This window comes from Streptomyces sp. AC1-42W (genome assembly GCF_003248355.1).
Classification (GTDB): Bacteria; Actinomycetota; Actinomycetes; order Streptomycetales; family Streptomycetaceae; genus Streptomyces.
Genome location: NZ_QKWY01000002.1, coordinates 2,118,812 through 2,141,085, shown reverse-complemented (window position 1 = coordinate 2,141,085; position 22,274 = coordinate 2,118,812). Strand labels below are relative to the sequence as shown.

Annotated in this window: 18 protein-coding genes; 4 read left to right on the top strand and 14 right to left on the bottom strand. The window is 73.1% G+C overall.

Going from position 1 to position 22,274, the window contains the following annotated elements; translation table 11 throughout:
* Positions 1-30: 30 nt before the first annotated feature.
* From DNK56_RS27715 to rimP, 3 genes are all read right to left on the bottom strand, one after another.
* Positions 31-309 (bottom strand): YlxR family protein, encoded by a 279-nt coding sequence (locus DNK56_RS27715; protein WP_199563603.1) that lies wholly within the window; start codon positions 307-309, stop codon positions 31-33.
* 144 nt (positions 310-453) lie between these two features.
* Positions 454-1,494 carry a transcription termination factor NusA gene (gene nusA, locus DNK56_RS27710; RefSeq protein WP_111338513.1) on the bottom strand — a complete coding sequence of 347 codons (1,041 nt, stop codon included), beginning with the start codon at positions 1,492-1,494 and terminating at the stop codon, positions 454-456.
* A 2-nt stretch (positions 1,495-1,496) separates the two neighbouring features.
* On the bottom strand, positions 1,497-1,994 hold the full coding sequence (gene rimP, locus DNK56_RS27705) for a ribosome maturation factor RimP (RefSeq protein ID WP_111338512.1): 498 nt from the start codon (positions 1,992-1,994) through the stop codon (positions 1,497-1,499).
* Between the two features lie 175 nt (positions 1,995-2,169).
* Between rimP and DNK56_RS27700 the strand changes: the two genes are divergently transcribed.
* The 3 genes from DNK56_RS27700 to DNK56_RS27690 are packed head-to-tail and all read left to right on the top strand — an operon-like array spanning position 2,170 to position 4,137.
* A complete protein-coding gene (locus tag DNK56_RS27700; protein ID WP_111338511.1) occupies positions 2,170-2,688 on the top strand; it encodes a hypothetical protein in 519 nt (172 codons plus the stop codon).
* Entirely contained in the window at positions 2,685-3,161 is a 477-nt protein-coding gene (locus DNK56_RS27695) for a ferritin-like domain-containing protein (protein ID WP_111338510.1), read from the top strand. Before DNK56_RS27700 ends, DNK56_RS27695 begins: the two co-directional genes overlap by 4 nt.
* Before the next feature lie 52 nt (positions 3,162-3,213).
* A complete protein-coding gene (locus DNK56_RS27690) occupies positions 3,214-4,137 on the top strand; it encodes an aminoglycoside phosphotransferase family protein (protein ID WP_111338509.1) in 924 nt (307 codons plus the stop codon).
* A gap of 59 nt (positions 4,138-4,196) precedes the next feature.
* On the opposite strand, the gene DNK56_RS27685 is transcribed toward DNK56_RS27690, so the two are convergent.
* From DNK56_RS27685 to DNK56_RS27635, 11 genes are all read right to left on the bottom strand, one after another.
* Positions 4,197-5,867: an IS1182 family transposase gene (locus tag DNK56_RS27685; RefSeq protein WP_111338508.1), complete on the bottom strand. Its 1,671-nt coding sequence runs from the start codon at positions 5,865-5,867 to the stop codon at positions 4,197-4,199.
* Between the two features lie 132 nt (positions 5,868-5,999).
* The gene (locus DNK56_RS27680; protein WP_111338507.1) at positions 6,000-7,703 is read right to left on the bottom strand and encodes a proline--tRNA ligase; all 1,704 of its coding nucleotides are present in this window, start codon (positions 7,701-7,703) and stop codon (positions 6,000-6,002) included.
* 69 nt (positions 7,704-7,772) lie between these two features.
* On the bottom strand, positions 7,773-8,342 hold the full coding sequence (locus DNK56_RS27675) for a GNAT family N-acetyltransferase (protein ID WP_111338506.1): 570 nt from the start codon (positions 8,340-8,342) through the stop codon (positions 7,773-7,775).
* A 40-nt stretch (positions 8,343-8,382) separates the two neighbouring features.
* On the bottom strand, positions 8,383-9,228 hold the full coding sequence (locus DNK56_RS27670) for a GNAT family N-acetyltransferase (protein WP_199563604.1): 846 nt from the start codon (positions 9,226-9,228) through the stop codon (positions 8,383-8,385).
* Between the two features lie 165 nt (positions 9,229-9,393).
* Entirely contained in the window at positions 9,394-10,548 is a 1,155-nt protein-coding gene (gene ispG, locus DNK56_RS27665) for a flavodoxin-dependent (E)-4-hydroxy-3-methylbut-2-enyl-diphosphate synthase (protein ID WP_111338504.1), read from the bottom strand.
* A gap of 184 nt (positions 10,549-10,732) precedes the next feature.
* Positions 10,733-12,043, bottom strand: a complete 1,311-nt coding sequence (locus DNK56_RS27660) for a M50 family metallopeptidase (protein WP_111338503.1) — start codon at positions 12,041-12,043, stop codon at positions 10,733-10,735.
* The gene (dxr, locus tag DNK56_RS27655; protein ID WP_111338502.1) at positions 12,040-13,293 is read right to left on the bottom strand and encodes a 1-deoxy-D-xylulose-5-phosphate reductoisomerase; all 1,254 of its coding nucleotides are present in this window, start codon (positions 13,291-13,293) and stop codon (positions 12,040-12,042) included. Before dxr ends, DNK56_RS27660 begins: the two co-directional genes overlap by 4 nt.
* Before the next feature lie 109 nt (positions 13,294-13,402).
* The gene (gene aroA / locus DNK56_RS27650; protein ID WP_111338501.1) at positions 13,403-14,638 is read right to left on the bottom strand and encodes a 3-phosphoshikimate 1-carboxyvinyltransferase; all 1,236 of its coding nucleotides are present in this window, start codon (positions 14,636-14,638) and stop codon (positions 13,403-13,405) included.
* A 256-nt stretch (positions 14,639-14,894) separates the two neighbouring features.
* A complete protein-coding gene (locus DNK56_RS27645) occupies positions 14,895-16,340 on the bottom strand; it encodes an aldehyde dehydrogenase family protein (protein WP_111338500.1) in 1,446 nt (481 codons plus the stop codon).
* 106 nt (positions 16,341-16,446) lie between these two features.
* The gene (locus DNK56_RS27640; RefSeq protein WP_111338499.1) at positions 16,447-18,015 is read right to left on the bottom strand and encodes a PucR family transcriptional regulator; all 1,569 of its coding nucleotides are present in this window, start codon (positions 18,013-18,015) and stop codon (positions 16,447-16,449) included.
* A gap of 166 nt (positions 18,016-18,181) precedes the next feature.
* The gene (locus DNK56_RS27635; protein WP_111338498.1) at positions 18,182-20,626 is read right to left on the bottom strand and encodes an ATP/GTP-binding protein; all 2,445 of its coding nucleotides are present in this window, start codon (positions 20,624-20,626) and stop codon (positions 18,182-18,184) included.
* A 249-nt stretch (positions 20,627-20,875) separates the two neighbouring features.
* On the opposite strand from DNK56_RS27635, the gene gabT reads away from it, so the two are divergent.
* Positions 20,876-22,216 (top strand): 4-aminobutyrate--2-oxoglutarate transaminase, encoded by a 1,341-nt coding sequence (gene gabT, locus DNK56_RS27630; RefSeq protein ID WP_111338497.1) that lies wholly within the window; start codon positions 20,876-20,878, stop codon positions 22,214-22,216.
* The last annotated feature ends 58 nt before the right edge of the window (positions 22,217-22,274 follow it).

The window sequence follows — 22,274 nt, the reverse complement described above, 5'->3', positions numbered from 1 at the left end:
GACCGCACGGGGTCCCGTGCCGTTCATTTCTTACGGTGTCACCCGCTCGACGAACCGCTGTACCGCGGTCGGGTCGAACGGCCCCTTGGCCTTGAAGGCCCGGGGGAATGCCCGGCGGCGAACCGCCAGGTCCAGACAGTCGGGGACGGGATGCACGTACGCACCCCGGCCGGGCAGCGTACCGCGAGGATCGGGGACGCAGGCGTCCCCGTCCGCGACGATGCGCAGCAACTCGTTCTTGGCCGCCCGCTCCCGGCATCCCACACAGGTTCGCTCAGGGCAAGCGCGGACGTACGTCCGGCCAGACACGGCTAAGTCTACCTCCCCGCACCGACCTCACCCCTTTGGGGCAAAAATCGAACGTACGTTGTCGTGTTCTCAGCGAGCCGCCGACGTGATCTATTCCCCGGCCCCCGCCCGCGCCGTCCGCCGGCGCCGGCCGGAGGCCGTGCGTCAGCGCCGCTCCGAGCGCTCCCGGGCCCGCTCGGCCCGCTCGCGGTCGGCCACGTCGCGCTCGGCGTCGGTCTCGGTGTCCGGGCGGATGTCGATGCGCCAGCCGGTCAGCCGGGCGGCGAGACGGGCGTTCTGGCCCTCCTTGCCGATCGCCAGCGAGAGCTGGTAGTCGGGCACGGTCACCCGTGCGGAGCGGGCGCCCAGGTCCACGACCTCGACCTCGCTCACCCGTGCGGGTGACAGGGCGTTGGCGACCATCTCGGCCGGGTCGTCCGACCAGTCCACGATGTCGATCTTCTCGCCGTGCAGCTCGGCCATCACGTTGCGCACGCGTCCGCCCATCGGGCCGATGCAGGCGCCCTTGGCGTTGAGCCCGGAGCGGGTCGAACGGACCGCGATCTTGGTGCGGTGGCCGGCCTCGCGGGCGATGGCGCAGATCTCCACGGAGCCGTCCGCGATCTCCGGGACCTCCAGCGCGAAGAGCTTCTTCACCAGGTTGGGGTGGGTCCGCGACAGCGTGACGGAGGGGCCGCGCACGCCCTTGGCGACGCGCACGACGTAGGTGCGCAGCCGCAGGCGGTGGGTGTACTCCTCGCCGGGCACCTGCTCCTGCACCGGCAGGATGGCCTCCAGCTTGCCGATGTCCACCAGGACGTTCTTCGGGTCCTTGCCCTGCTGGACGACGCCGGTGACGACATCGCCCTCGTGGCCCGCGTACTCGCCGAACGTCCGGTCGTCCTCGGCGTCGCGCAGCCGCTGGAGGATGACCTGCTTGGCGGTGGTCGCGGCGATCCGGCCGAAGCCCGACGGGGTGTCGTCGAACTCCTTGGGCTCCTGGCCCTCCTCCAGATCGGCCGCGTCCTCCTTGGCCCACACCGTCACATGGCCGCGCTCGTCCAGCTCCACGCGCGCCCTGCGGTGGCTGCCGTCCGTGCGGTGGTACGCGATGAGGAGGGCCGACTCGATCGCCTCGACGAGGACGTCGAACGGGATCTCCTTGTCCTGCGCCAAGCCCTTCAGGAGCTTCACGTCGATGTCCACGGCTACGCCTCCTCTTCCTTCTTGTCCTTGCGGTTGAATTCCAGCTCCACGCGAGCCCTGGCGATCTCGTCGAAGGCGATCCGGCGGGCGGTGGGCTTGCGCCCCTTGACGCCCGGCACCTCCAGGTCGAGACCGTCCTCGTCGACCGCCAGGACGCGGGCGACCAGCTCGGCGCCCTCGCGCGGCGTCAGCCGGACCAGCCGGCCGGTGGCGCGTACGTAGTGGCGGTGCTCCGTCAGCGGGCGGTCGGCACCGGGGGAACTGACCTCCAGGACGTACTCGTCCTCGCCCATCGCATCGGTCTCGTCGAGCTTCGCGGAGATCGCGCGGCTCAGCTCCGCGCAGGCGTCCAGCTCCACACCCTCATCGGAATCCACGACGATCCGCAGCACCCGGCGGCGGCCTGCCCGCGAGATGTCGATCTCTTCCAGATCCAGCTGCTCGGCGCTGACGAGCGGTTCGACCAGCCCGCGCAGCCTCTCGCTCTGGGTGGTGCTCATCCGGGTGACTCCTCGGCCGCGTGTGCTGTTGTGGGATCTCGCGTGTCTGGATCAAAGGGTATCCGGTCGCAGGGGGTGTTGCTGTCCGCCGGTCCCCCGGGCGCGGGTACGCTCACAGGCGGTGATCACTTCCGGACAGATCCAGTCACAACAGATCCAGCCCGAAGGAGAACAGGTGCGGCGCACGGGGACGACGCGCAGGAACGCGCTCGCGATGACGGGCGCGCTCGCCGCCGCCGCGGTGCTCCCGGGCTGCGGAAGCGACGCGGACGACGACACGGGCGGTGCGCGCGAGGACGCCACGCACGGCGCCGCCCCGGCCCGGGCGGAGAAGGCGCTGCGCGCCGGTGCCGCCCGCACCGCGGCGGGCCTGCTCGCCGGTTACCGGCATGTGCTCACCGCCCATCCCTCGACGGCGGCCGCGCTCACCCCGATGCGCGACGCGGCCCGCGCCCACCTCGCGGCGGTCTCCCCCGGGAAGGCCCCCGCGCTCGGCATGGCCCGCTCCCGCGCCACCGGCCCGGCCGCCGCCGTCCGGGAACTGGCCGCGGCCGAGCGCGAGGCGGCGGACGCCTACACCGCGCTGCTCCCGGAGGCGCCCGGTGAACTGGCCCGGCTGCTCGCCTCGCTGGCCGCCGCCTGCGCGGCGCACGCCTACCTGCTGACCGAACTGGCCAAGGAGACCCCGGCATGAGCGACGGCAAGAGCGACGGCCCCCTGGCGGCGGCCCAGGCGGCGCTGGCCGCCGAGCACGCCGCCGTCTACGGCTACGGCGTCGCGGGCGGCCGGGTCACCGCCGCCCGCAGGCCCGAGGCGACCGCCGCGCACCATGCCCACCGCGCCCGGCGCGACGCGCTGGTGCGCACGGTCCGGGACCTGGGCGGGGAGCCGGTGGCCGCGGAGGCCGCCTACGCCCTGCCGTTCGCGGTGCCGGACGCGGCGGCCGCCGTCCGGCTCGCCGCCGTCCTGGAGGACCGGGTCGCGTACGTCTACTCCGACCTGGTCAGGGCCGCCGAGGGCGGGCTGCGGCGCAGCGCGGCGGAGGCGCTGCGGGAGGCCGCGGTGCGCGCGGCGCGCTGGCGGGGCAGCGGCGTACCCTTTCCCGGGCTCGCCGAGCGGGCCGGGGCGAAGACCGGGACGGACGCGAGGGCCGGCGCCGCGCACTGAAGAGGCGCACCGGCACAGGCGGCAGAGGGCTTGGAAGGGACAGACAGCACGTATGGGTTTTGAACCGCCGCAGCGTCTGGTGCGAGCGCTCGGCGAGTCGTACGGGGATACGGCCGCCGGGGACTGGCTCGCGGGGCTTCCCGCACTGATCGAACGGGCGCTGGCCGCGACCGGGCGCGCCCCGGTCGTGGAGCGGGTCGCGGCCCCCGGCGGGCGCAGCAGCCTGGTCCTGCTGGTCCGGGGGGCCGACGGCACCCCGGCGGCGCTGAAGCTCGCCCCGGCCGGGGCCGCGCCGGACCTGGAGCGGGCGGCGCTGGCTCACTGGAACGGCTGGGGGGCGGTGCGGCCGCTCGATCCGGTGAACGGCGGGCGGCCGGTCGAGGGCGCGCTGCTGCTGGAGCGGCTGCACCCGGAGGTGTCGCTGCGGTCGCTGCCGGAGGCGAAGGCGCTGCTGGAGGCGGCCGGGACGGTGCGCAGGCTGTGGGTGGACCCGCCGGCCGGGCACCCCTTCGAGACGGTCGCCGAGCGCAGCGGGCGGCGTACGGAGGCGATGCGCGCCGCCGCCGCTTCCGACCCGGCGCTGGAGTCGCTGGTGGCGGCGGCGCTGGCGGCCCGTGCGGAGCTGGTGGCCGGTTCGCCGGAGACGCTGCTGCTGCACGGCAACTTCCGGCAGAACAAGGTTCTCGCGGGTGAGCGGGCGCCCTGGCTGACGGTCGGGCCCGAGCCGCTGGTCGGTGAGCGGGCGTACGACCTGGCGCGGCTGGTGCGGGACCGGGTGGAGGATCTGATCGCCTCGTCCGCCGGGGCGGCGACGGCCCGGCGCCGGATCAGGAAGCTGGCGGACTCGCTGGAGGTGGACCAGGACCGGCTGCACGGCTGGACGCTGTTCCGTGCCGTGGAGTCGGGCACCCGCGCGCTGGCGGCCGGGCGCCGTCAGGAGGGCGAAGTGACGCTGGAGTTCGCGGGCTGGCTGTAGATCGGGCGCGAGGGCCCCGCACGGAGTGTTCCGACGCTGTTGGTTTATTCGGGGCCTGCTTACTTCGCCCCGTCGATCGTTTGGTCGGCGGGGCGGAGTGCTGCGAAGTGGCTGGTGCGGGTGCGGGCTCGTGGTTGGCCGGTGAGGTGGGCGTCGATGCGGGCGAGGTTGATGGCGGCGCCGGTGAGCTGGTGCTGGAGGCTGGTCTTCGCGAGCCCGCGGTAGCGGGATCTGCGCAGGCCGCAGCGCCCGACGGCCTGGGAGATGGTGCCCTCGACACCTGCTCGGATCTTGTACCGCTCCTTCCACGTATCGGTTTGCTGCTCGGCTCGGGCAGTGCGAACGGTTTCGTGTTCGTCGCGGCCCTGCCGGAGGTTGAGCTCGCGGCGTCGTGGCGAGGGGGAGTTGACGCATTCGCGCAGGTGGGGGCAGGGGCGGCAGTCGGCCGGGCTGAAGCGGACCCGGATGACGGGCAGGTTCTGCTGGGAATGCCGCTCGGCCCACTGCGTACTGACGACACCGTTCGGGCAGGTCACCCGCTCGCGGTCCCAGTCGATGGTGAAGGCGTCCTGCCCGAAGGGACCGTCGGCCGACGCGGCGGTGTTGGCGGCCATCGGCCCGTGCAGGGCGATGCCGTGCTCCCGGCGGGCGGCAACGACCTGGCCGGCCGTGGGATATCCGGCATCGACCCAGTGCTCACCGGGCAGGCAGTCCCGCCCGGCCAGCCCGTCATGAATCTCGGGGACCGTCACACTGTCGTGGACGGTGGCGAGGGTGGTGGCCACATTCGTGATCAGGTTCGGGGCGTCCGTCTCGCAGGTCTCGGTCAGGTGAACCTTGTATCCGTCCCACAGAGTGTCCCGTTTGACGCTGCCGCGGGCCTCAACGTCATACGGGGTGACCAGGCGCAACGCGCCCGGCGGGCGGTCTTTTGGGTCCCTGCGCCTCACCTCGCCCTCCACCAGGTGGAAATGCTGGACCCACATCTGCCGCAAGGTCTCCACCTCCGCCAGGGCACCCAGACCGGCCGGCGTGTCCGCGGCGAAGACCGCCTCAAGCAGACGCATCCCGTCACGGCCGACCCGCAGGCCCACCTCATCCCGTTTCGTGCGGGCCTTGGGAAACCGGGAGTCCTCGGCCCTGGTGGCGTAGTGCCTGAACCAGTCCGGCTCCGCGATATCCGACAGCCAGTCCGGGGCGGCCTGGGCGAGCGCGTTGAGCGCCGCGCGCAGGCTCTCGGCCACCATCTCCAGCCAGGACAGCTCACGGGCGGCCGACAGCACATGCGTGGCATCGGTGCGGGCCCGACCCGCCGTCTTGAGCAGGCCCTTCTCCCGGGCCGCGATCAGGATTCCGTCCAGTACCCGCCGCCCGGCATCGGCCTCTACCAGCCGGTCCCTGAACTCCGACAGCACCGAGAAGTCGAACCCCGGATCGTCGAGCTGGAGGCCGAGTGCGTATTTGACATCGATCCTGGCCCGGACCGCTTCCGCGGCCTGCCGGTCGGTGAGCCCTTCGAGGAACTGCAACACCAGTACCAGCGCGAGACGACCCGGTGACCAGGCAGGCCTGCCCCGTGCCGGGAACAGGTCCGCGAACTCCTCGTCGGTGAACAACGGCCCCAGCTCGTCCCTCACCCGGATCGCCAGGCTCCCCTTCGGGAACGCGGCCCGCGCCACCCGCACCGTCTCCGCCGGGATCTCCCCCGACCCCTTCGGCTGCAACGACATCCGCACCCACCCCATACGACAACGTCGGCCTTCAAGACCACAACCGGGTCTCGAAGGCCGACGTCACGCTCGGCCCCGAATTCGCCAACAGCGTCGGAGTGTTCCGTGCGGGGCCCTCGCGTGGGGCGGGTGTCAGTCCTGCCGCTGGGTGAGGCGGGCGATCGCCTCGTCGACGGTCAGTTCCTCGCGCTCGCCGGTGCGGCGGTCCTTGAGCTCCAGGACGCCCTCGGCCGAACGGCGGCCGGCGACCAGGATCTGCGGGACGCCGATCAGCTCGGAGTCGGTGAACTTGACGCCGGGCGAGACTCCGGCGCGGTCGTCCACCAGGACGCGCAGACCGGCGGCGGCCAGCTTGTCGGAGACCTCCAGGGCCAGTTCGGTCTGCAGGGCCTTGCCTGCGGCGACCACGTGGACGTCGGCCGGGGCGACCTCGCGGGGCCAGCACAGGCCCTTGTCGTCGGCGGTCTGCTCGGCGAGGGCGGCCACGGCGCGGGAGACGCCGATGCCGTACGAGCCCATCGTGACGCGGACGGGCTTGCCCTGCTGGCCGAGGACGTCGAGCGAGAAGATGTCGGCGTACTTGCGGCCGAGCTGGAAGATGTGGCCGATCTCGATGGCACGGTCCACCTGGAGGCCGGCGCCGCACTCGGGGCAGGGGTCGCCCGCCTCGACCACGACGACGTCCAGGTAGTCGTCCACCTCGAAGTCGCGGCCGGCGACGACGTTGCGGACGTGCTTGCCGTCCTTGTTGGCGCCGGTGATCCAGGCGGTTCCGGCGGCGACGCGGGGGTCGGCGATGTAGCGGACCTTCTCCAGGCCCTGCGGGCCGACGTACCCGCGCACCAGGTCGGGGCGGTCCACGAAGTCCTCGGCGGTGACCAGCTCGACGACGGCCGGCGCCAGGTGCTCGCCGAGCTTGCCGAGGTCGACCTCGCGGTCGCCGGGTACGCCCACCGCGACGATCTCGCCGTCCACCTTGACCAGCAGGTTCTTCAGGGTGGCGGAGGCCGGCACGCCGAGGTGGGCGGCCAGCGACTCGATGGTCGGGGTGTCGGGGGTGTCCAGCTCCTCGACGGGGCCCGTGCCGGAGGCGTCGGCGGCGGTGGCGTTGAAGGTGACGGCCTCGGTGTTGGCCGCGTAGTCGCAGTTCGGGCAGTCGACGAAGGTGTCCTCGCCGGCGGGGGCCGGGGCCAGGAACTCCTCGGACGCGGAGCCGCCCATGGCGCCGGAGACCGCGGAGACGATGCGGTGGTCGAGGCCGAGCCGCTCGAAGATGCGGATGTAGGCGGCGCGGTGCAGCTGGTACGCCTCGACCAGGCCCTCGTCGGTGGTGTCGAAGGAGTACGAGTCCTTCATCTGGAACTCGCGGCCGCGCAGCACACCGGCGCGGGGGCGGGCCTCGTCGCGGTACTTCGTCTGGATCTGGTAGAGGATGACCGGCAGGTCCTTGTAGGACGAGCACATGTCCTTGACGACCTGGGTGAAGATCTCCTCGTGGGTGGGGCCCAGGAGGTAGTCGGAGCCCTTGCGGTCCTTGAGCCGGAACAGCAGGTCGCCGTACTCGTCGTACCGGCCGCTGGCCTCGTACGGCTCCTTGGGCAGGAGCGCGGGAAGCAGGACCTCCTGGCCGCCGATGGCGTCCATCTCCTCGCGGACGACGCGGGTGATGTTCTCCAGGACCTTCTTGCCGAGCGGCAGCCAGGTCCAGATTCCGGCGGCGGTGCGTCGTACGTAGCCGGCTCGGACGAGGAGCTTGTGGTTGAGCGTCTCGGCGTCCGCCGGGTCGTCGCGCAGTGTCTTGATCATCAATCGGGACATGCGCTGGACCTGGGCCATGGTGAACTCCTGCTCGGAAGGTTGATGGGCCCGAGGTTAGCGGGGCGGCCCGTGCGGGCGGAAATCCATTCAGCCCGCACGGCGCAGCGGAAGGGGTGCTCCCATCACCGCGTACGGCTTCGGGGCGCTCGGGAAGACGACCTGGCGGGCGAGGTCGCGGTAGCCGAGGGAGCGGTAGAGGGCGCGGGCCGGGCTGTCGGTGTCGATGGCGGAGAGGATCGAGCGGGGCTGGGGGACGGCGTCCGTGAGGGTGGTGATGAGGGCGCGGCCGATGCCCCGGTTCTGGAAGTCGGGGTGGACGTGGAGTTCGGTGATGACGAAGGAGTCGTCGAGCCAGTGGGCGCTGTGGGTGGCGCGGAGGTAGGGCTCGACGACGGTGGACCACCACTGGGCCCGGTCGTTGGGCATGCCGTAGACGAAGCCGGCGAGCCGGCCCTCGGGCGTCAGGGCGCCGAGTGCGCGGGCGTGCGGGTGGTCGAGGTGGCGGAGGACGATGTGGCGGCGGACCTCGATCTCCTCGGCGCCCAGGCCGAAGGCGACGGCCTGGACCGCGAGCGCCTCGTCGACGCGCGCGGCGAGGTCGATCGGCTCGACCCGGACGCCGGTGGTGCGGGGGCCGCTTCCGGAAGCTGCTGCCATGAGCCGACCCTACTGTCCGGGCCGCCGGGGCGGGGGCGGCTCAGAACAGGACGCTCATGAAGGCGCCGGTCTCGCGGAAGCCGATGCGGCGATAGGCCTTGCGGGCGGGGGTGTTGTAGTCGTTGACGTAGAGGCTGACGACCGGGGCGACGTCGGCGAGCGCGTAGCGCAGGACGGCGGCCATGCCGGTCTCGGAGAGGCCGCGGCCGCGGTGTTCGGGGGCGACCCACACGCCCTGGATCTGGCACGCCTGGGGGGTGGCGGCGCCGATCTCCGCCTTGAAGACGACCTTGCCGTCGTCGATGCGGGCGAAGGAGCGGCCTGCGGCGATGAGTTCGGCGACGCGGGCCTGGTAGAGGAGGCCGCCGTCGCCGGCCAGCGGGGAGACGCCGACCTCCTCGGTGAACATGTCCACGCAGGCGGGCATCAGGATGTCCATCTCGTCCTTGCGGACGCGGCGCACGAGCGGGTCGGGTGCCACGTCGGCGGACGGGCTCTCGGTGACCATCAGGGGCTGGTTGGCCCGGACCTCGCGGGCGGGGCCCCAGCCGGGTTCCAGGAGCCGCCACAGCTGGGCGGTGGGCTCGGCGGGGCCGACGATCGAGGAGCAGCGGCGGCCGGCCCGGCGGGCGCGTTCGGCGAAGGCGCGTACGGCTTCGGGCCCGGCGCAGATGGGGACGAGGTTGGCGCCCGAGTAGCACAGGGAGCGGAGCCTGCCGTCGGCGTACCAGCCCCACATCTCGCCGCCCAGGCGCCAGGGGTCGAGTCCGGCGATGTGGACGCGGGACGTCACAAAGGCGTTGGCCACGGGCTCGCTCTCCAGTAGGGCGAGAGCGGCGCCGAGGTCGCTGGGTTCGAGGACCCGGGTGGTGGTGTGCGTCAACACGTGGGGGCCTCACCATGCGGTCTGCTGATTTCCGCACTGTAACCGAAGAGCCTGTCGGCCGCGCCCCGTGCCCGGGATCGGCCGGGAACGGACGTCGTGAGCCCGCTCACGGGCAGCGCCCCGCGGAGGGTTCCTCGCGGGGCGCTGCCGGGTTGTCGCGGGGGTTCAGCCGATGGCGACCTGGGGCTCGCCGGAGGCGATGCCGTCCTTCTCCATCTGCTCGGCGATCTTCATGGCCTCTTCGATGAGGGTCTCCACGATCTTGGACTCGGGCACGGTCTTGATGACCTCGCCCTTGACGAAGATCTGGCCCTTGCCGTTGCCGGAGGCGACGCCGAGGTCGGCCTCGCGGGCCTCGCCGGGGCCGTTGACGACGCAGCCCATGACGGCGACGCGCAGCGGGACCTCCATGCCCTCCAGGCCGGCGCTGACCTGGTCGGCGAGCTTGTAGACGTCGACCTGGGCGCGGCCGCAGGAGGGGCAGGAGACGATCTCCAGGCGGCGCTGGCGCAGGTTCAGCGATTCCAGGATCTGGATGCCGACCTTGACCTCCTCGGCGGGCGGTGCCGAGAGGGAGACGCGGATGGTGTCGCCGATGCCCTCGCTGAGCAGGGCGCCGAAGGCGACGGCCGACTTGATGGTGCCCTGGAAGGCGGGGCCGGCCTCGGTGACGCCGAGGTGGAGCGGGTAGTCGCACTGGGCGGCGAGCTGGCGGTAGGCGTTGACCATGACGACGGGGTCGTTGTGCTTGACCGAGATCTTGATGTCGCGGAAGTCGTGCTCCTCGAAGAGGGACGCCTCCCAGAGCGCCGATTCGACGAGGGCCTCGGGGGTGGCCTTGCCGTACTTCTGGAGCAGCCGGGCGTCCAGCGAACCGGCGTTGACGCCGATGCGGATCGGCGTGCCGGCGGCCTTCGCGGCGCGCGCGATCTCCTTGACCTTGTCGTCGAACTGCTTGATGTTGCCCGGGTTGACGCGCACCGCCGCGCAGCCGGCGTCGATCGCGGCGAAGACGTACTTCGGCTGGAAGTGGATGTCGGCGATCACCGGGATCTGCGATTTCGACGCGATGGTCTTCAGGGCGTCGGCGTCGTCCTGCGTGGGGCAGGCCACGCGGACGATCTGGCAGCCGGAGGCAGTGAGTTCGGCGATCTGCTGAAGCGTGGCGCCGATGTCCGACGTACGCGTGGTCGTCATCGACTGCACCGAGACCGGCGCGTCCCCGCCGACCGCCACCGATCCGACCTGGATCTGTCGGCTGACCCGCCGTTCGGCGAGCTTGGTCGGAACGGCGGGCATTCCGAGAGAAATCGCAGTCATGCGCTGAGCATCCCCAAGGTGTGGATCGAGGTCCCGGTATCGGCGGGCTCCGGCCTTCGAGGTTACGTCACCGAGAGCGGCCGGGAGCACACCGCGTCCGCGCTCGTACAGATGTCGGACCGGTCGGACGCGCCCCGCGCATCACCCGTCACTCGTGGTGCACCGGGCGCGTCCGCCGCCCCGGTCACGTGATCTTGACGGGATTGACCACGTCGGCGACGAGGACGAGCAGGGTGAAGCAGATGAAGACGCCGGCGACGACGTAGGCGACCGGCATCAGCTTGGCCACGTCGAACGGGCCGGGGTCGGGGCGCTTGAAGATCCGGGCCGTGTGGCGGCGCAGCGCTTCCCAGAGGGCTCCGGCGATATGGCCGCCGTCGAGCGGAAGCAGCGGCAGCATGTTGAAGAGGAACAGCGAGAGGTTGAAGCCGGCCAGCAGGAACAGCATCATCGCGATCTGGTTCTCCGCCGGCACGTCCAGCGTCATCACCTCGCCGCCGATGCGGGCCGCGCCGACGACGCCGACCGGGGAGTCCGCCGCGCGCTCGCCGTCGCCGAAGGCGGCGTCCCACAGGGCGGGGATCTTGGAGGGCAGGGCGATGATCGAGTCGACGCCGTTCTCCACCATGTCGCCCATGCGGACGACGGAGTCGCCGAAGGAGAGCGGCAGGATCTCCCACTGGGCGGCGAAGCCGAGGTAGCCGGCGGTGACGTACTCGCCGGGGACGGTCTCGCCGCGGGAGTCCTTCTTGGCGACGGCGTTCTTCAGGAGGACGGCGTGGAGGGTCTTCTCCTGCCCGCCGCGCTCCACGGTGATGGTGGCGGGGCCGACGGTGTCGCGGATGCGGTCGGAGAGGGTGTCCCAGGAGTCGATCCGCTCGCCGTCGAAGGCGACGATCCGGTCGCCCTTCTTGAGCCCGGCGGCCTGGGCGGGCGAGACGGCGTCGGACTTCTTGCAGGTCTCCCGTTCCTCGCTCTGCGGGATGACGCACTTCTGGACGCCGGCGACCTCGGTGGTGTTGGTCTGGAAACCGAAGGTCATGGCGACGCCGAGGAAGATCGCCACGGCCAGGACCAGGTTCATGAAGGGTCCGGCGAACATGACGATGACGCGCTTCCACGGTTTGCGCGTGTAGAACAGGCGGGTCTCGTCGCCGGGTTCCAGTTCCTCGTAGGCGGCGGATCTGGCGTCCTCGATCATGCCGCGCCAGGGCGAGGTGGAGCGGGCTTCGAGCCGGCCGTCCTTGCCGGGCGGGAACATGCCGATCATGCGGATGTAGCCGCCGGCCGGGATGGCCTTGATGCCGTACTCGGTGTCGCCCTTCTTGCGGGACCAGATGGTGGGGCCGAAGCCGACCATGTACTGGGGGACGCGGATGCCGAAGAGCTTGGCGGTCGAGAGGTGGCCCAGTTCGTGCCAGGCGATGGAGAAGAGCAGACCGAACGCGAAGACGGCGATGCCGAGAATCGTCAGCAGGATCGTCGTCATGCTCATGCGCGTGCCTCCGCTGTGGCCTTGGCCGAGAGTTCCCGGGCCCGGGCGCGCGCCCAGGTCTCCGCTTCAAGTACGTCCGCGACGGTGAGGGAAGTTCCCGAGGCGGGCGATCCGTGTTCGCCCACCACCGCGGTGACCGTGTCCATGATGCCGTTGAAGGGCAGCTTCCCGGCCAGGAACGCGTCGACGCACTCCTCGTTGGCGGCGTTGAAGACGGCGGGCGCGGTGCCGCCCAGTTCGCCGACGTGCCGGGCGAGGCCGACGGACGGGAACGCCTCGTCGTCCAGCGGGAAGAACTCCCAGGACGACGCCTTGGTCCAGTCGAAGGCGGGGGCGGCGCCGGGCACGCGCTGCGGCCAGCCGATGCCGATGGCGATCGGGCCGGACATGTCGGGCGGGGTGGCCTGGGCGAGGGTGGAGCCGTCGGTGAACTCGACCATGGAGTGCACGTACGACTGGGGGTGCACGACGACCTCGATGCGGTCGAAGGGGATGTCGTAGAGCAGGTGGGCCTCGATGACTTCGAGGCCCTTGTTGACGAGGGTCGCCGAGTTGACGGTGATGACCGGTCCCATCGCCCAGGTGGGGTGGGCGAGGGCCTGCTCGCGGGTGACGTCGGACAGTTCGTCCCTGGTGCGGCCGCGGAACGGGCCGCCGGACGCGGTGACGACGAGCTTGCGCACATCGGCGCGGGTGCCGGCGGCGAGGGCCTGGAAGAGCGCGGCGTGCTCCGAGTCGACGGGGATGATCTGCCCCGGCGCGGCGAGCGCCTTGACCAGGGGGCCGCCGACGATCAGCGACTCCTTGTTGGCGAGGGCCAGGGTGCGGCCGGCCCGGAGCGCGGCGAGGGTGGGGGCGAGGCCGATGGAGCCGGTGATGCCGTTGAGGACGGTGTGGCAGTCGCTCGCGGCCAGCTCGCTCGCCGCGTCGGGCCCGGCGAGGATCTCGGGGAGCGGCGCGGCCGTCCCGTACGCGTGCCGCAGGGCCTCGCGCAGGGCGGGTACGGCCTCGGTCGAGGCCACCGCGACCGTGCGCACGTCCAGCCGGTGCGCCTGCTCGGCGAGGAGGCCGACCCGGCTGCCGGCCGCGGAGAGCGCGGTGACGCGGAAGCGGTCGGGGTTGCGCAGCACCAGGTCGATGGCCTGGGTGCCGACGGAACCGGTGGAGCCGAGGATGACGAGATCCCGGCGACCCTCCCGGGCGTCGAAGACGAGGTGCGGGTCGGCGAGAGGTGCGGGGCTGTCGGTCATGCGCCCCATTGTCGCCGCTCGTTCCGGGTGCGGGGACAGGGGCGTCCCGGTGGCGGTCGCGGGTGTGCGCCGCCGTCCCCGTCCCCGCCCGGTCCCCGCACCCGTTCCGTCAGCCGGTGACGGCGGCGAATGCCTCGTGGAAGCCGGGGAACGTCTTCCGTACGCAGCCGGGGTCGTCGAACGTGATGCCGGGGGTGCACAGTCCGGCGACGGCGAAGGACATCACGATGCGATGGTCGCCGTGGGTCTCGATCTCCACCGGCCGGGGCGTGCCGGGCCGGATCTCGATCCAGTCGGGTCCGGTGGCGACGGTGATGCCCATGCGCCGCAGGTTGTCCGCGCAGGCCTCCAGCCGGTCGCACTCCTTGACGCGGGTGTTGCCGACGTCCTCGATGCGGACGGGCCCGGAGGCGAAGGGGGCGATCGCGGCGAGGGTGGGCATGGTGTCGGAGATGTCGCGCATGTTGACGGTGACGCCGCTCAGGGTGCCGGTGGAGCGGACGGTGGTGGAGTCGGCCGTCATGTGTACGTCGGCGCCCATGCGGCGCAGGACGTCGGTGAACCGCAGGTCGCCCTGGAGGGCGCCCTCGCCGAGGCCGGGGACGGTGATCTCGCGGCCGGTGAGGGCGGCGGCGGCGAAGAAGTAGCTGGCGGTGGAGGCGTCGGGTTCGACGGCGTAGGTGGTGGCGCGGTAGCCGCCGGGCGGCACGGTGAAGACGGTGCCGCCGGGGCCGCCGCGGGTGACCTCGACGCCGAAGGAGCGCATCATCGCGAGGGTGATCTCGATGTAGGGCGCCGAGACGAGGTCGGTGACGGTGATCCGCAGTCCGGTCGCGGTGAGCGGGCCGAGCATCAGCAGGGCGGTGAGGTACTGGCTGGACTGGCCGGCGTCCAGGGTGAGTTCGCCGCCCTTGATGCCGGCGGCCTCGATGCGCAGCGGGTGGTGGCCCTCGGCCTCCTCGTGGCGCAGATCGACGCCCAGGGTGCGCAGGGCCTCGGTGAGCGGGGCGAGGGGCCGGCGGCGCATCTGCGCGGAGGCGTCGAAGCGGTAGCTGCCGCGGGCGCCGGCCGCCGCGAGGGTCGGCAGGAAGCGGGCGGTGGTGGCGCCGTCCCGGCAGTAGACGTCGGCCTCGGTGGCGGCGGGCCCGGCCGGGCGGCCGGTGATGTGCCAGGCGTCGGCCTCGCGCCCGACCTCGTAGCCGAGCGCGGTCAGCCCGGCGGCGAACCCCTCGGTGTCGTCGGAGGCGAGGGGGCGTACGAGCGTGCTGCGGCCGTTCGCGGCGGCGGCCAGGAAGAGGGCGCGCGCGGTGACGGACTTGGAACCGGGGACATGGATGACGGTCACGGGCGTCCATCCTGCCGTGGTCCGCGCGGTGCGGCGGGGCGCGTCCAGCGACTGGACGCGCCCCGCCGTGCGCTGCCGGGTTCTAGGGCCTGTCGTCAAATTGCTGTCTGCCGGGCGGCGCCTGGCACGCACGCTCGCCGCGTTGCCGGAGAGCCCTGGTAGCTCCGCTACTAGGACTCTCCGGCGCCTTGCGATCGCACGCACCAGACGTCGCCCGGCCGCCCTTCGGGCGACGACCGCAATTTGACGACAGGCCCTAGAGGGCGAGTCCGGTGAGGACCAGGACGCGCTCGTAGGTGTAGTCGTCCATCGCGTAGCGGACGCCCTCGCGGCCGACGCCGGACTGCTTGGCTCCGCCGTACGGCATCTGGTCGGCGCGGTACGAGGGGACGTCGCCGATGATCACGCCGCCGACCTCCAGCGCGCGGTGGGCGCGGAAGGCGGCCTGCACGTCGTGCGTGAACACGCCCGCCTGGAGCCCATACTGCGAGGCGTTGACGGCGGCGAACGCGGCGGCCTCGCCGTCGACCTTCTGCACGGAGAGGACGGGGCCGAAGACCTCCTCGGTGGCGAGGGTGACGCCTTCGGGCAGGTCGGTGAGGACGGTCGGCGTGTACGACGATCCGTCGCGCTTGCCGCCCGCGTGGAGCCGGGCGCCCGCGGCGACGGCCTCGTCCACCCAGGACTCGACGCGCCGGGCGGCGGCCTCGTCGACGAGCGGGCCGACGTCGGTGGTGGGGTCGGCGGGGTCGCCGGTGACCTGGGCCTCCACGGCGGCGACGATCCTGGGCAGCAGCCGGTCGTACACGGTGGCGTCCGCGATGACGCGCTGCACGGAGATGCAGGACTGGCCGCCCTGGTAGTTGGAGAAGGTCGCGATGCGGGAGGCGGCCCAGTCCAGGTCCTCGTCGGAGGCGTAGTCGCCGAGCACCACGGCCGCGCCGTTGCCGCCGAGTTCCAGCGTGCAGTGCTTGCGGGGCACCGAGTCCATGATCGCGTAGCCGACCGGGGCGGACCCGGTGAAGGAGATCACGGGCAGCCGCTCGTCCTGGACCAGGGCGGGCATCCGGTCGTTGGGGACCGTGAGGACGGACCAGGAGCCGGCCGGGAGGTCCGTCTCGGCCAGCAGCTCGCCCAGGACCAGCGAGGAGATCGGGGTGGCCGGGGCCGGCTTCAGGATGATCGGGACGCCCACGGCGATGGCCGGGGCGACCTTGTGGGCGCTGAGGTTCAGCGGGAAGTTGAAGGGCGCGATGCCGAGGACGGTGCCGCGCGGGAAGCGCCGGGTCAGGGCGAGCCGGCCGGTGCCGCCGGCGTCGGTGTCCAGGCGCTGGGCGTCGCCGCCGTTGAACCGGCGGGCCTCCTCGGAGGCGAAGCGGAAGACGGAGACGGCCCGCCCGACCTCGCCGCGCGCCCACTTGATCGGCTTGCCGTTCTCGGCGGAGATCAGCCGGGCCAGCTCCTCGGTGCGCTCGGCGAGGCGGCGGGCGACGTGGTCCAGCGCGGCGGCCCGGACGTGGGCCGGGGTCGCGGCGAACTCCTCGCGCACGGCGTGCGCGGCGGCGACGGCCTCCTCGACCTGGGCCTCGGTCGGGACGCCGACCGTGCCGACGAGACGCCCGTCCCAGGGGTTGGTGACGTCGAAGCTTTCCTCGCCGGTGGCCTGACGGCCGGCCAGCCAGAACGCGTGGGTGGAGGTCATGGAGTTCCGGCCCTTCGGTGGCGTGGGGTGTGTGCGCCCCACGGTAGGGCCGCGCGGGCCGCCTGGCGCTTGTCCGGGATGGAGCAGAAGGGGGCCGGGGTGCGCCTCATTGGCCAGGGGACGTGGTGACTTTCAGGGCGAGCCACAGCTCCATGCGGACATCGGGGTCGTCCAGCGAGCGCCCGAGGATCTCCTCCACCCGCCGCATCCGGTAGCGCAGGGTGTGCCGGTGGACCCCGAGGTCGGCGGCGGCCGCGTCCCACTGGCCGTGGTGCGAGAGCCAGGCGCGTACGGAGGCGACCAGGTCGCCGCGGCCCTTGGCGTCGTGTTCGTACAGGGCGCGGAGCATGCCGTCGGCGAAGGCCCGCACCGCGTCGTCGGCGAGCAGCGGCAGCACGGAGCCGGTGGCCAGTTCGGCGTGCTCGACCAGGGCGCGGCCCCGGCGGCGGGCCACCGAGAGGGCCTGTTCGGCCTGCTTGTACGCGGCGGAGACGGCGACCGGGCCCGCCGGGGCCGACATGCCGACCACGATGTCGGACTCCTGGGCGGCGGCCGGCTCGCGCGGGGCCCGTGCGTCCTGCGCCTCGGCGTACGCCGTGCAGGCGGTCACCGCCGCGCCCCCGTCGGCGGCCAGCACCAGGAGCCGTTCGCCCTCGGGGACCGTCAGCAGGGTCTCCCCCGACCGGTAGGCGGCGGTGTCCAGCGCGTCGGCCAGGAGCGCCGTGGCGGCGGGGTCCTGGGCCTCGGCGATGAGCAGCCGGAAGGGGGCGTCGAGCAGTCCGCCGTAGAGGTCCCCTGCGACCGCGCGGGCGTGGTCGGACTGGCCGGCGAGCAGCATCCGCAGCACCGCCGCGCCGAGGCGCTGTTCGGCGCCCTGGAGGGCGCGGGAGCGGGCGGTGGTGAGGGTGAGCAGGGCGACCGCGGAGTGCACGGCGTACCGCTCGGCGGTGCCGAGGGCGGCCCCGGTGCCGACGGCCAGGGCGCCGCGGACCCGGCGACCGGTGCCCAGGGACTGGAGTTCGACGCGGTCGTCAGTGTCGCCGACGACCATGCTGGCCGGGGCCGGGCGGGCGCGCAGCCGCTCCACCTCGGGGGTGAGCCGGGCGGCGCGGCGGGCGGCCCACTCGGGGGCGGCGGCCACCACGGCCCCGGCGGCGTCGTAGAGGGCGGCCCAGCCGTTGACGTGGGCGGCGAGCCGGGCGAGCAGGGCGTCGGGGCCGTCGCCGGCGAGCGCGGCGCTGGTGAGTTCGCGCTGCGCCTCGAACCCGGCGGTGACGGCCCGGTACTGGTCGGCGGCGATCTGCGAGGAGACCGCCTTGGCGATGGCGAGGAACGGGGTGCGGCGGGGCACTTCGAGGAGCGGCAGCCCGGCCTCCTCGGCGGCGCCGATCAGTGGCCGGGGCACCTCGTCGTAGTTGACGCCCACGGCGAAGCCGAGTCCGGCGACCCCGGCGTCGGCCAGTCGGCGCACGTAGCGCCCCATCGCCTCCGGGTTCTCCGCGTCCAGGTTGGTGGCTGTGACCAGCAGCAGTTCGCCGCCCTCCATATAGGGGACGGGGTCGGTCAGCTCGCTGGCGTGCGCCCAGCGCACGGGCGTGTCGAGGCGGTCCGCTCCCGCGCGCACCCTGAGTCTGAGCGCCGAGTGCTGGACGAGCGAGGCGAGCGTGGGCGGCATGGGAGGGGCTTTCGGGAGAGGGCGATGTCGGTGCTGCGGAAGGGACGATTTCGCCGTCGCGTATGAACGGCTCCTCTCGATTCTGCCAGGGTGGCAGAGTCCCTGTCACCGCTGCCACACCCGGCGTGCCCGCGTCCCCCTCCGGTCCTCCCCCGCCGCCGGCCGGTCAGCCGGTCAGCCGGACGAGCAGCGGGGGCATGTGCTCGCCGCCCACCGTGGTCAGCGAGAGGACCGCGTGGCCGGGCGGGAGTTCGTAGGCGAGCGCGGACGCGGACCAGCGCTCCCGCTCGACCTGGCGCACGGTGACCGCGTCGGTGGTGACGGCCTTGCCGGTGGCCATCTTGCGCAGCGAGTGCAGGGCGCGGGTCAGCGGCTGGTCGGCGAAGACCCCGTGCTGGGCGACCTCGCGGACCTCCACCCACTCCTTGCCCCACGCCTCGGCGAAGCGCTTGCCGTCCCAGGTGGTCAGGCCGGGGAAGACCATGGTGCAGCCGAACGCGCCGAGCAGCGCGGTGTGCAGCGGCTCGGGCACGTCGTCCAGGGTGCGCAGGGCGAGGACCGCCCCGGCGTTCATGGAGCGCAGCCGCCGGATGCCCCGGACGGTGTCGGCGGTGACGGTGTGCGTCGCGTCGTCGAGGACGAGGCAGACGAACTGCGCGCGGTCGGTGCGGGCGGCGACGACGGCGTTGAACTGGGCGAGCACCAGACGGGCCAGGACGCGGGACGCCTCGGCGTGGACGCGCTCGGGCAGATCGATCCTGACCCGCAGCGGATGGCGGCCGAGCGAGCGCAGCGAGAACGGGCGGGCGTCGTCGCCGGTGGCGAAGAAGCCGGCGAAGGCGGGCCGGTCGAGGGTGGCGATCCGGTCGGCGAGCACGGCCGTCGCGTCGGCGGCGCCGCCCGCGTGCCGCGCCCCGGCCTCCAGTTCGCGCAGCATCGCGTGGTGGCCGCCGCTCTCCAGGGCCCGGCGCAGGGCCCCGAGTGCGTCGGTGGAGCCTTCGAGGAGTTCGCGGAGTTCGGGGACGGCGGGGAAGCGGCCGTGGACCGTGCGGTACGGGCCGAGCAGCCGGCCGAGCGCGGTGGCGGCGCGGCGGGTGTCCACGGTGGGGAGGTCGCCGGCCAGCCCTTCGGCGAGGGCCGCCGCGGCCTCGTCGGGGTCGGTGGTGCCGCCGTACAGGTCGAAGTCGTGCGGGGACGCGGGGTCGCCGATGCGGATGACCACGTCGTAGGCGTCGTCCGGGCCGAGCGCGCCGCCCGCGCCGCCGACGGCGAGCACCGCGGCCTGTCCGGTGAGCGCGCGCAGGGCGAGGGCTTCCACGACGGGCCGGACGACCCGGTCCGTCTTGCCGGAGCCGGGCGGGCCGACGACGAGCAGGGACGTGCCGAGCGAGGCGGGCTCCAGCGCCATGCCGGAGCCCCGGCGCGGGTAGGGGTTGCGCGGGTCGTCGGCGCACTCCCCGATGCGCACCTGGCCGGTCAGCGGGTCGTGGGTGACGGTCCGCCGGGGCACGTCGCGCAGTCCGGAGGGGTGCAGGAAGGCGTCGGCGCCCTTGCGCAGGACGGTCTCGGTGAACGAGGCGAGGCGGTCGGGGCGGCTGCGGGCCCCGGTCCAGGCGTGGCGCACCCGTACGCAGTCCACGTCGTTCATCCGGCCCGCGTACACGGCGGCGGTGAGCGCGTCGGCCGCCTCGGCGGCTCCGGCGGCGCGCAGGCCGGGCCACTGGGAGCGCGGCGGGCCGGCGTCCGGGGCGGCGGCCGGAGCGCTCGGGGGCGCGGCCGGAGCGCGGCGGGCCCGGAGGTCGCGCAGGGCGTCCCCCCAGCGCGCGAAGCGTGCGATGGGCCACACCACGATGGCGACGGTCAGCGCGTAACAGCTGTAGGCGGCCACGGTGGCCTTCAGCTGGTCCCCGCTGCGCAGCCAGCCGTCCGCCGACCCCATGAGCACCAGCAGCAGCGGCACCTTGGGGGTCCAGGCCAGCCACAGCAGCAGCAGGGCGGCGCCCACCGACAGCGTCAGTCTGAGGCGTTCCAGCCGTTCGCCGGCGAAGTAGGCGGCGGCCTCGGCCCAGCCGCCGATCCGGGCGGCCCAGAAGCCCAGGACCATGACCAGTACCTCGTAGTAGAGCGTGGCCGAGTTGACCACCAGGGGCGGCGCGTCCGGTCTCAGCCCGCCGAAGGACCACCACTCGGGCCCGGTGATGATCTCGATCGGCTTGAACACGTAGGGCACGGCGCGCTCGGAGAGCAGCAGCCAGAGCAGCAGCCACAGGACGAGGGTGGCGGCCGGGCCGACCAGTGAGGGGCGCCCCGGGCGTTCGGCGGGCCGGGGCACGTGGTTCGGGCGCCAGATGCCGGGGCCGGCGTCGGGGCGGGGCGCGTCGAACCAGTCGGCGGTGGGTGCGGCGGGGCCGGGCCGCGGTGCGTGCGCGGGCGGGGCTGCGGGGGGCGGGGGGACGGTGGGGGGCCTGCCGGGCGGCGGGACCGCGGGCGGGTAGGCGGGCGGGGCGGCGGGCGGCGGGCCCGCCGGGTGCGGTACGGGGCCGGTGGGCCGGCCGTCGTGCGGCCGCGCACCCCGCGCGCCCCACGCGCCGTGCGTACCGTCGTTGTCCATGAACCGTTGCCCCCTTGACCTGCCAGGTCCGTCACTGCACCGGCCAATCTAGTGCGCGCACACGGTGAGTTCAGCAACGCGCCCGGATAGTGACCGTCCGGGGAGCGGTGCCGGGCCGTGCGCGGCCTTCTGTCCGTCGCGGACAACGACACGTACGCCACCACTACCGATCGGAGCATGCCCGACGCCGTGTCCCCCGCCTAGCCTGCAGAGCGAGAAGCGTCCCGAACACCCCCACAGGAGCCCCGCATGACCGAAATCCCGCAGGAGCGCCGACTCGTCACCGCCATTCCCGGTCCGAAGTCGGTCGAGTTGCAGGACCGCCGGCTCGCGGCGGTCGCCGCGGGCGTGGGTTCCACCCTGCCGGTGTTCACCGCGCGGGCGGGCGGCGGGATCATCGAGGACGTGGACGGCAACCGTCTGATCGACTTCGGTTCCGGGATCGCCGTGACGTCCGTCGGCGCCTCCGCCGAGGCCGTGGTGCGCCGGGCCTCCGCGCAGCTCGCGGACTTCACCCACACCTGCTTCATGGTCACCCCGTACGAGGGGTACGTGGAGGTCTGCGAGCGGCTCGCGGAGCTGACGCCGGGCGGCCACGCGAAGAAGTCGGCGCTGTTCAACTCGGGCGCGGAGGCCGTGGAGAACGCGGTGAAGATCGCCCGCGCGTACACGAAGCGGAGCGCGGTCGTCGTCTTCGACCACGGCTACCACGGCCGGACGAACCTCACGATGGCACTGACCGCCAAGAACATGCCGTACAAGCACGGCTTCGGCCCGTTCGCGCCGGAGGTCTACCGGGTGCCGGTGGCGTACGGCTACCGCTGGCCGACCGGGGCCGGGAACGCCGGAGCGGAGGCGTCCGCGCAGGCGATCGACCAGATCGCCAAGCAGATCGGCGCGGAGAACGTGGCCGCGATCATCATCGAGCCGGTGCTCGGCGAGGGCGGCTTCATCGAGCCGGCCAAGGGCTTCCTGCCGGCGATCGCGCGGTTCGCGAAGGACAACGGCATCGTGTTCGTCGCGGACGAGATCCAGTCGGGCTTCTGCCGTACCGGCCAGTGGTTCGCCTGTGAGGACGAGGGCATCGTGCCGGACCTGATCACGACGGCCAAGGGCATCGCGGGCGGCCTTCCGCTGTCCGCCGTGACCGGTCGCGCGGAGATCATGGACGCGGCGCACGCGGGTGGGCTCGGCGGCACGTACGGCGGCAACCCGGTCGCCTGCGCGGGCGCGCTCGGGGCCATCGAGACGATGCGCGAGCTGGACCTGAACAAGAAGGCGAAGCGCATCGAGGAGGTCATGAAGGGCCGCCTCGAAGGGATGCGGGAGAAGCTGCCGAACGGCGGGCTGATCGGTGACATCCGGGGCCGGGGCGCGATGATCGCGATCGAGCTGGTGAAGCCGGGCGGCAAGGACCCGCACCCGGAGGCGGCGGCCCGGCTCGCCAAGGCGTGCCACGCCGAGGGCGTCCTCGTCCTGACCTGCGGTACGTACGGCAATGTGCTGCGCTTCCTGCCGCCGCTGGTGATCGGCGAGGACCTGCTCAACGAGGGTCTGGACGTCCTGGAGGGCGCTTTCACCGGGATCTGATCCGGGGCGCGCGGGGGCCTGTGAAGAAAAGGTGCGGGGGCGATGGCGGGTTACCGTA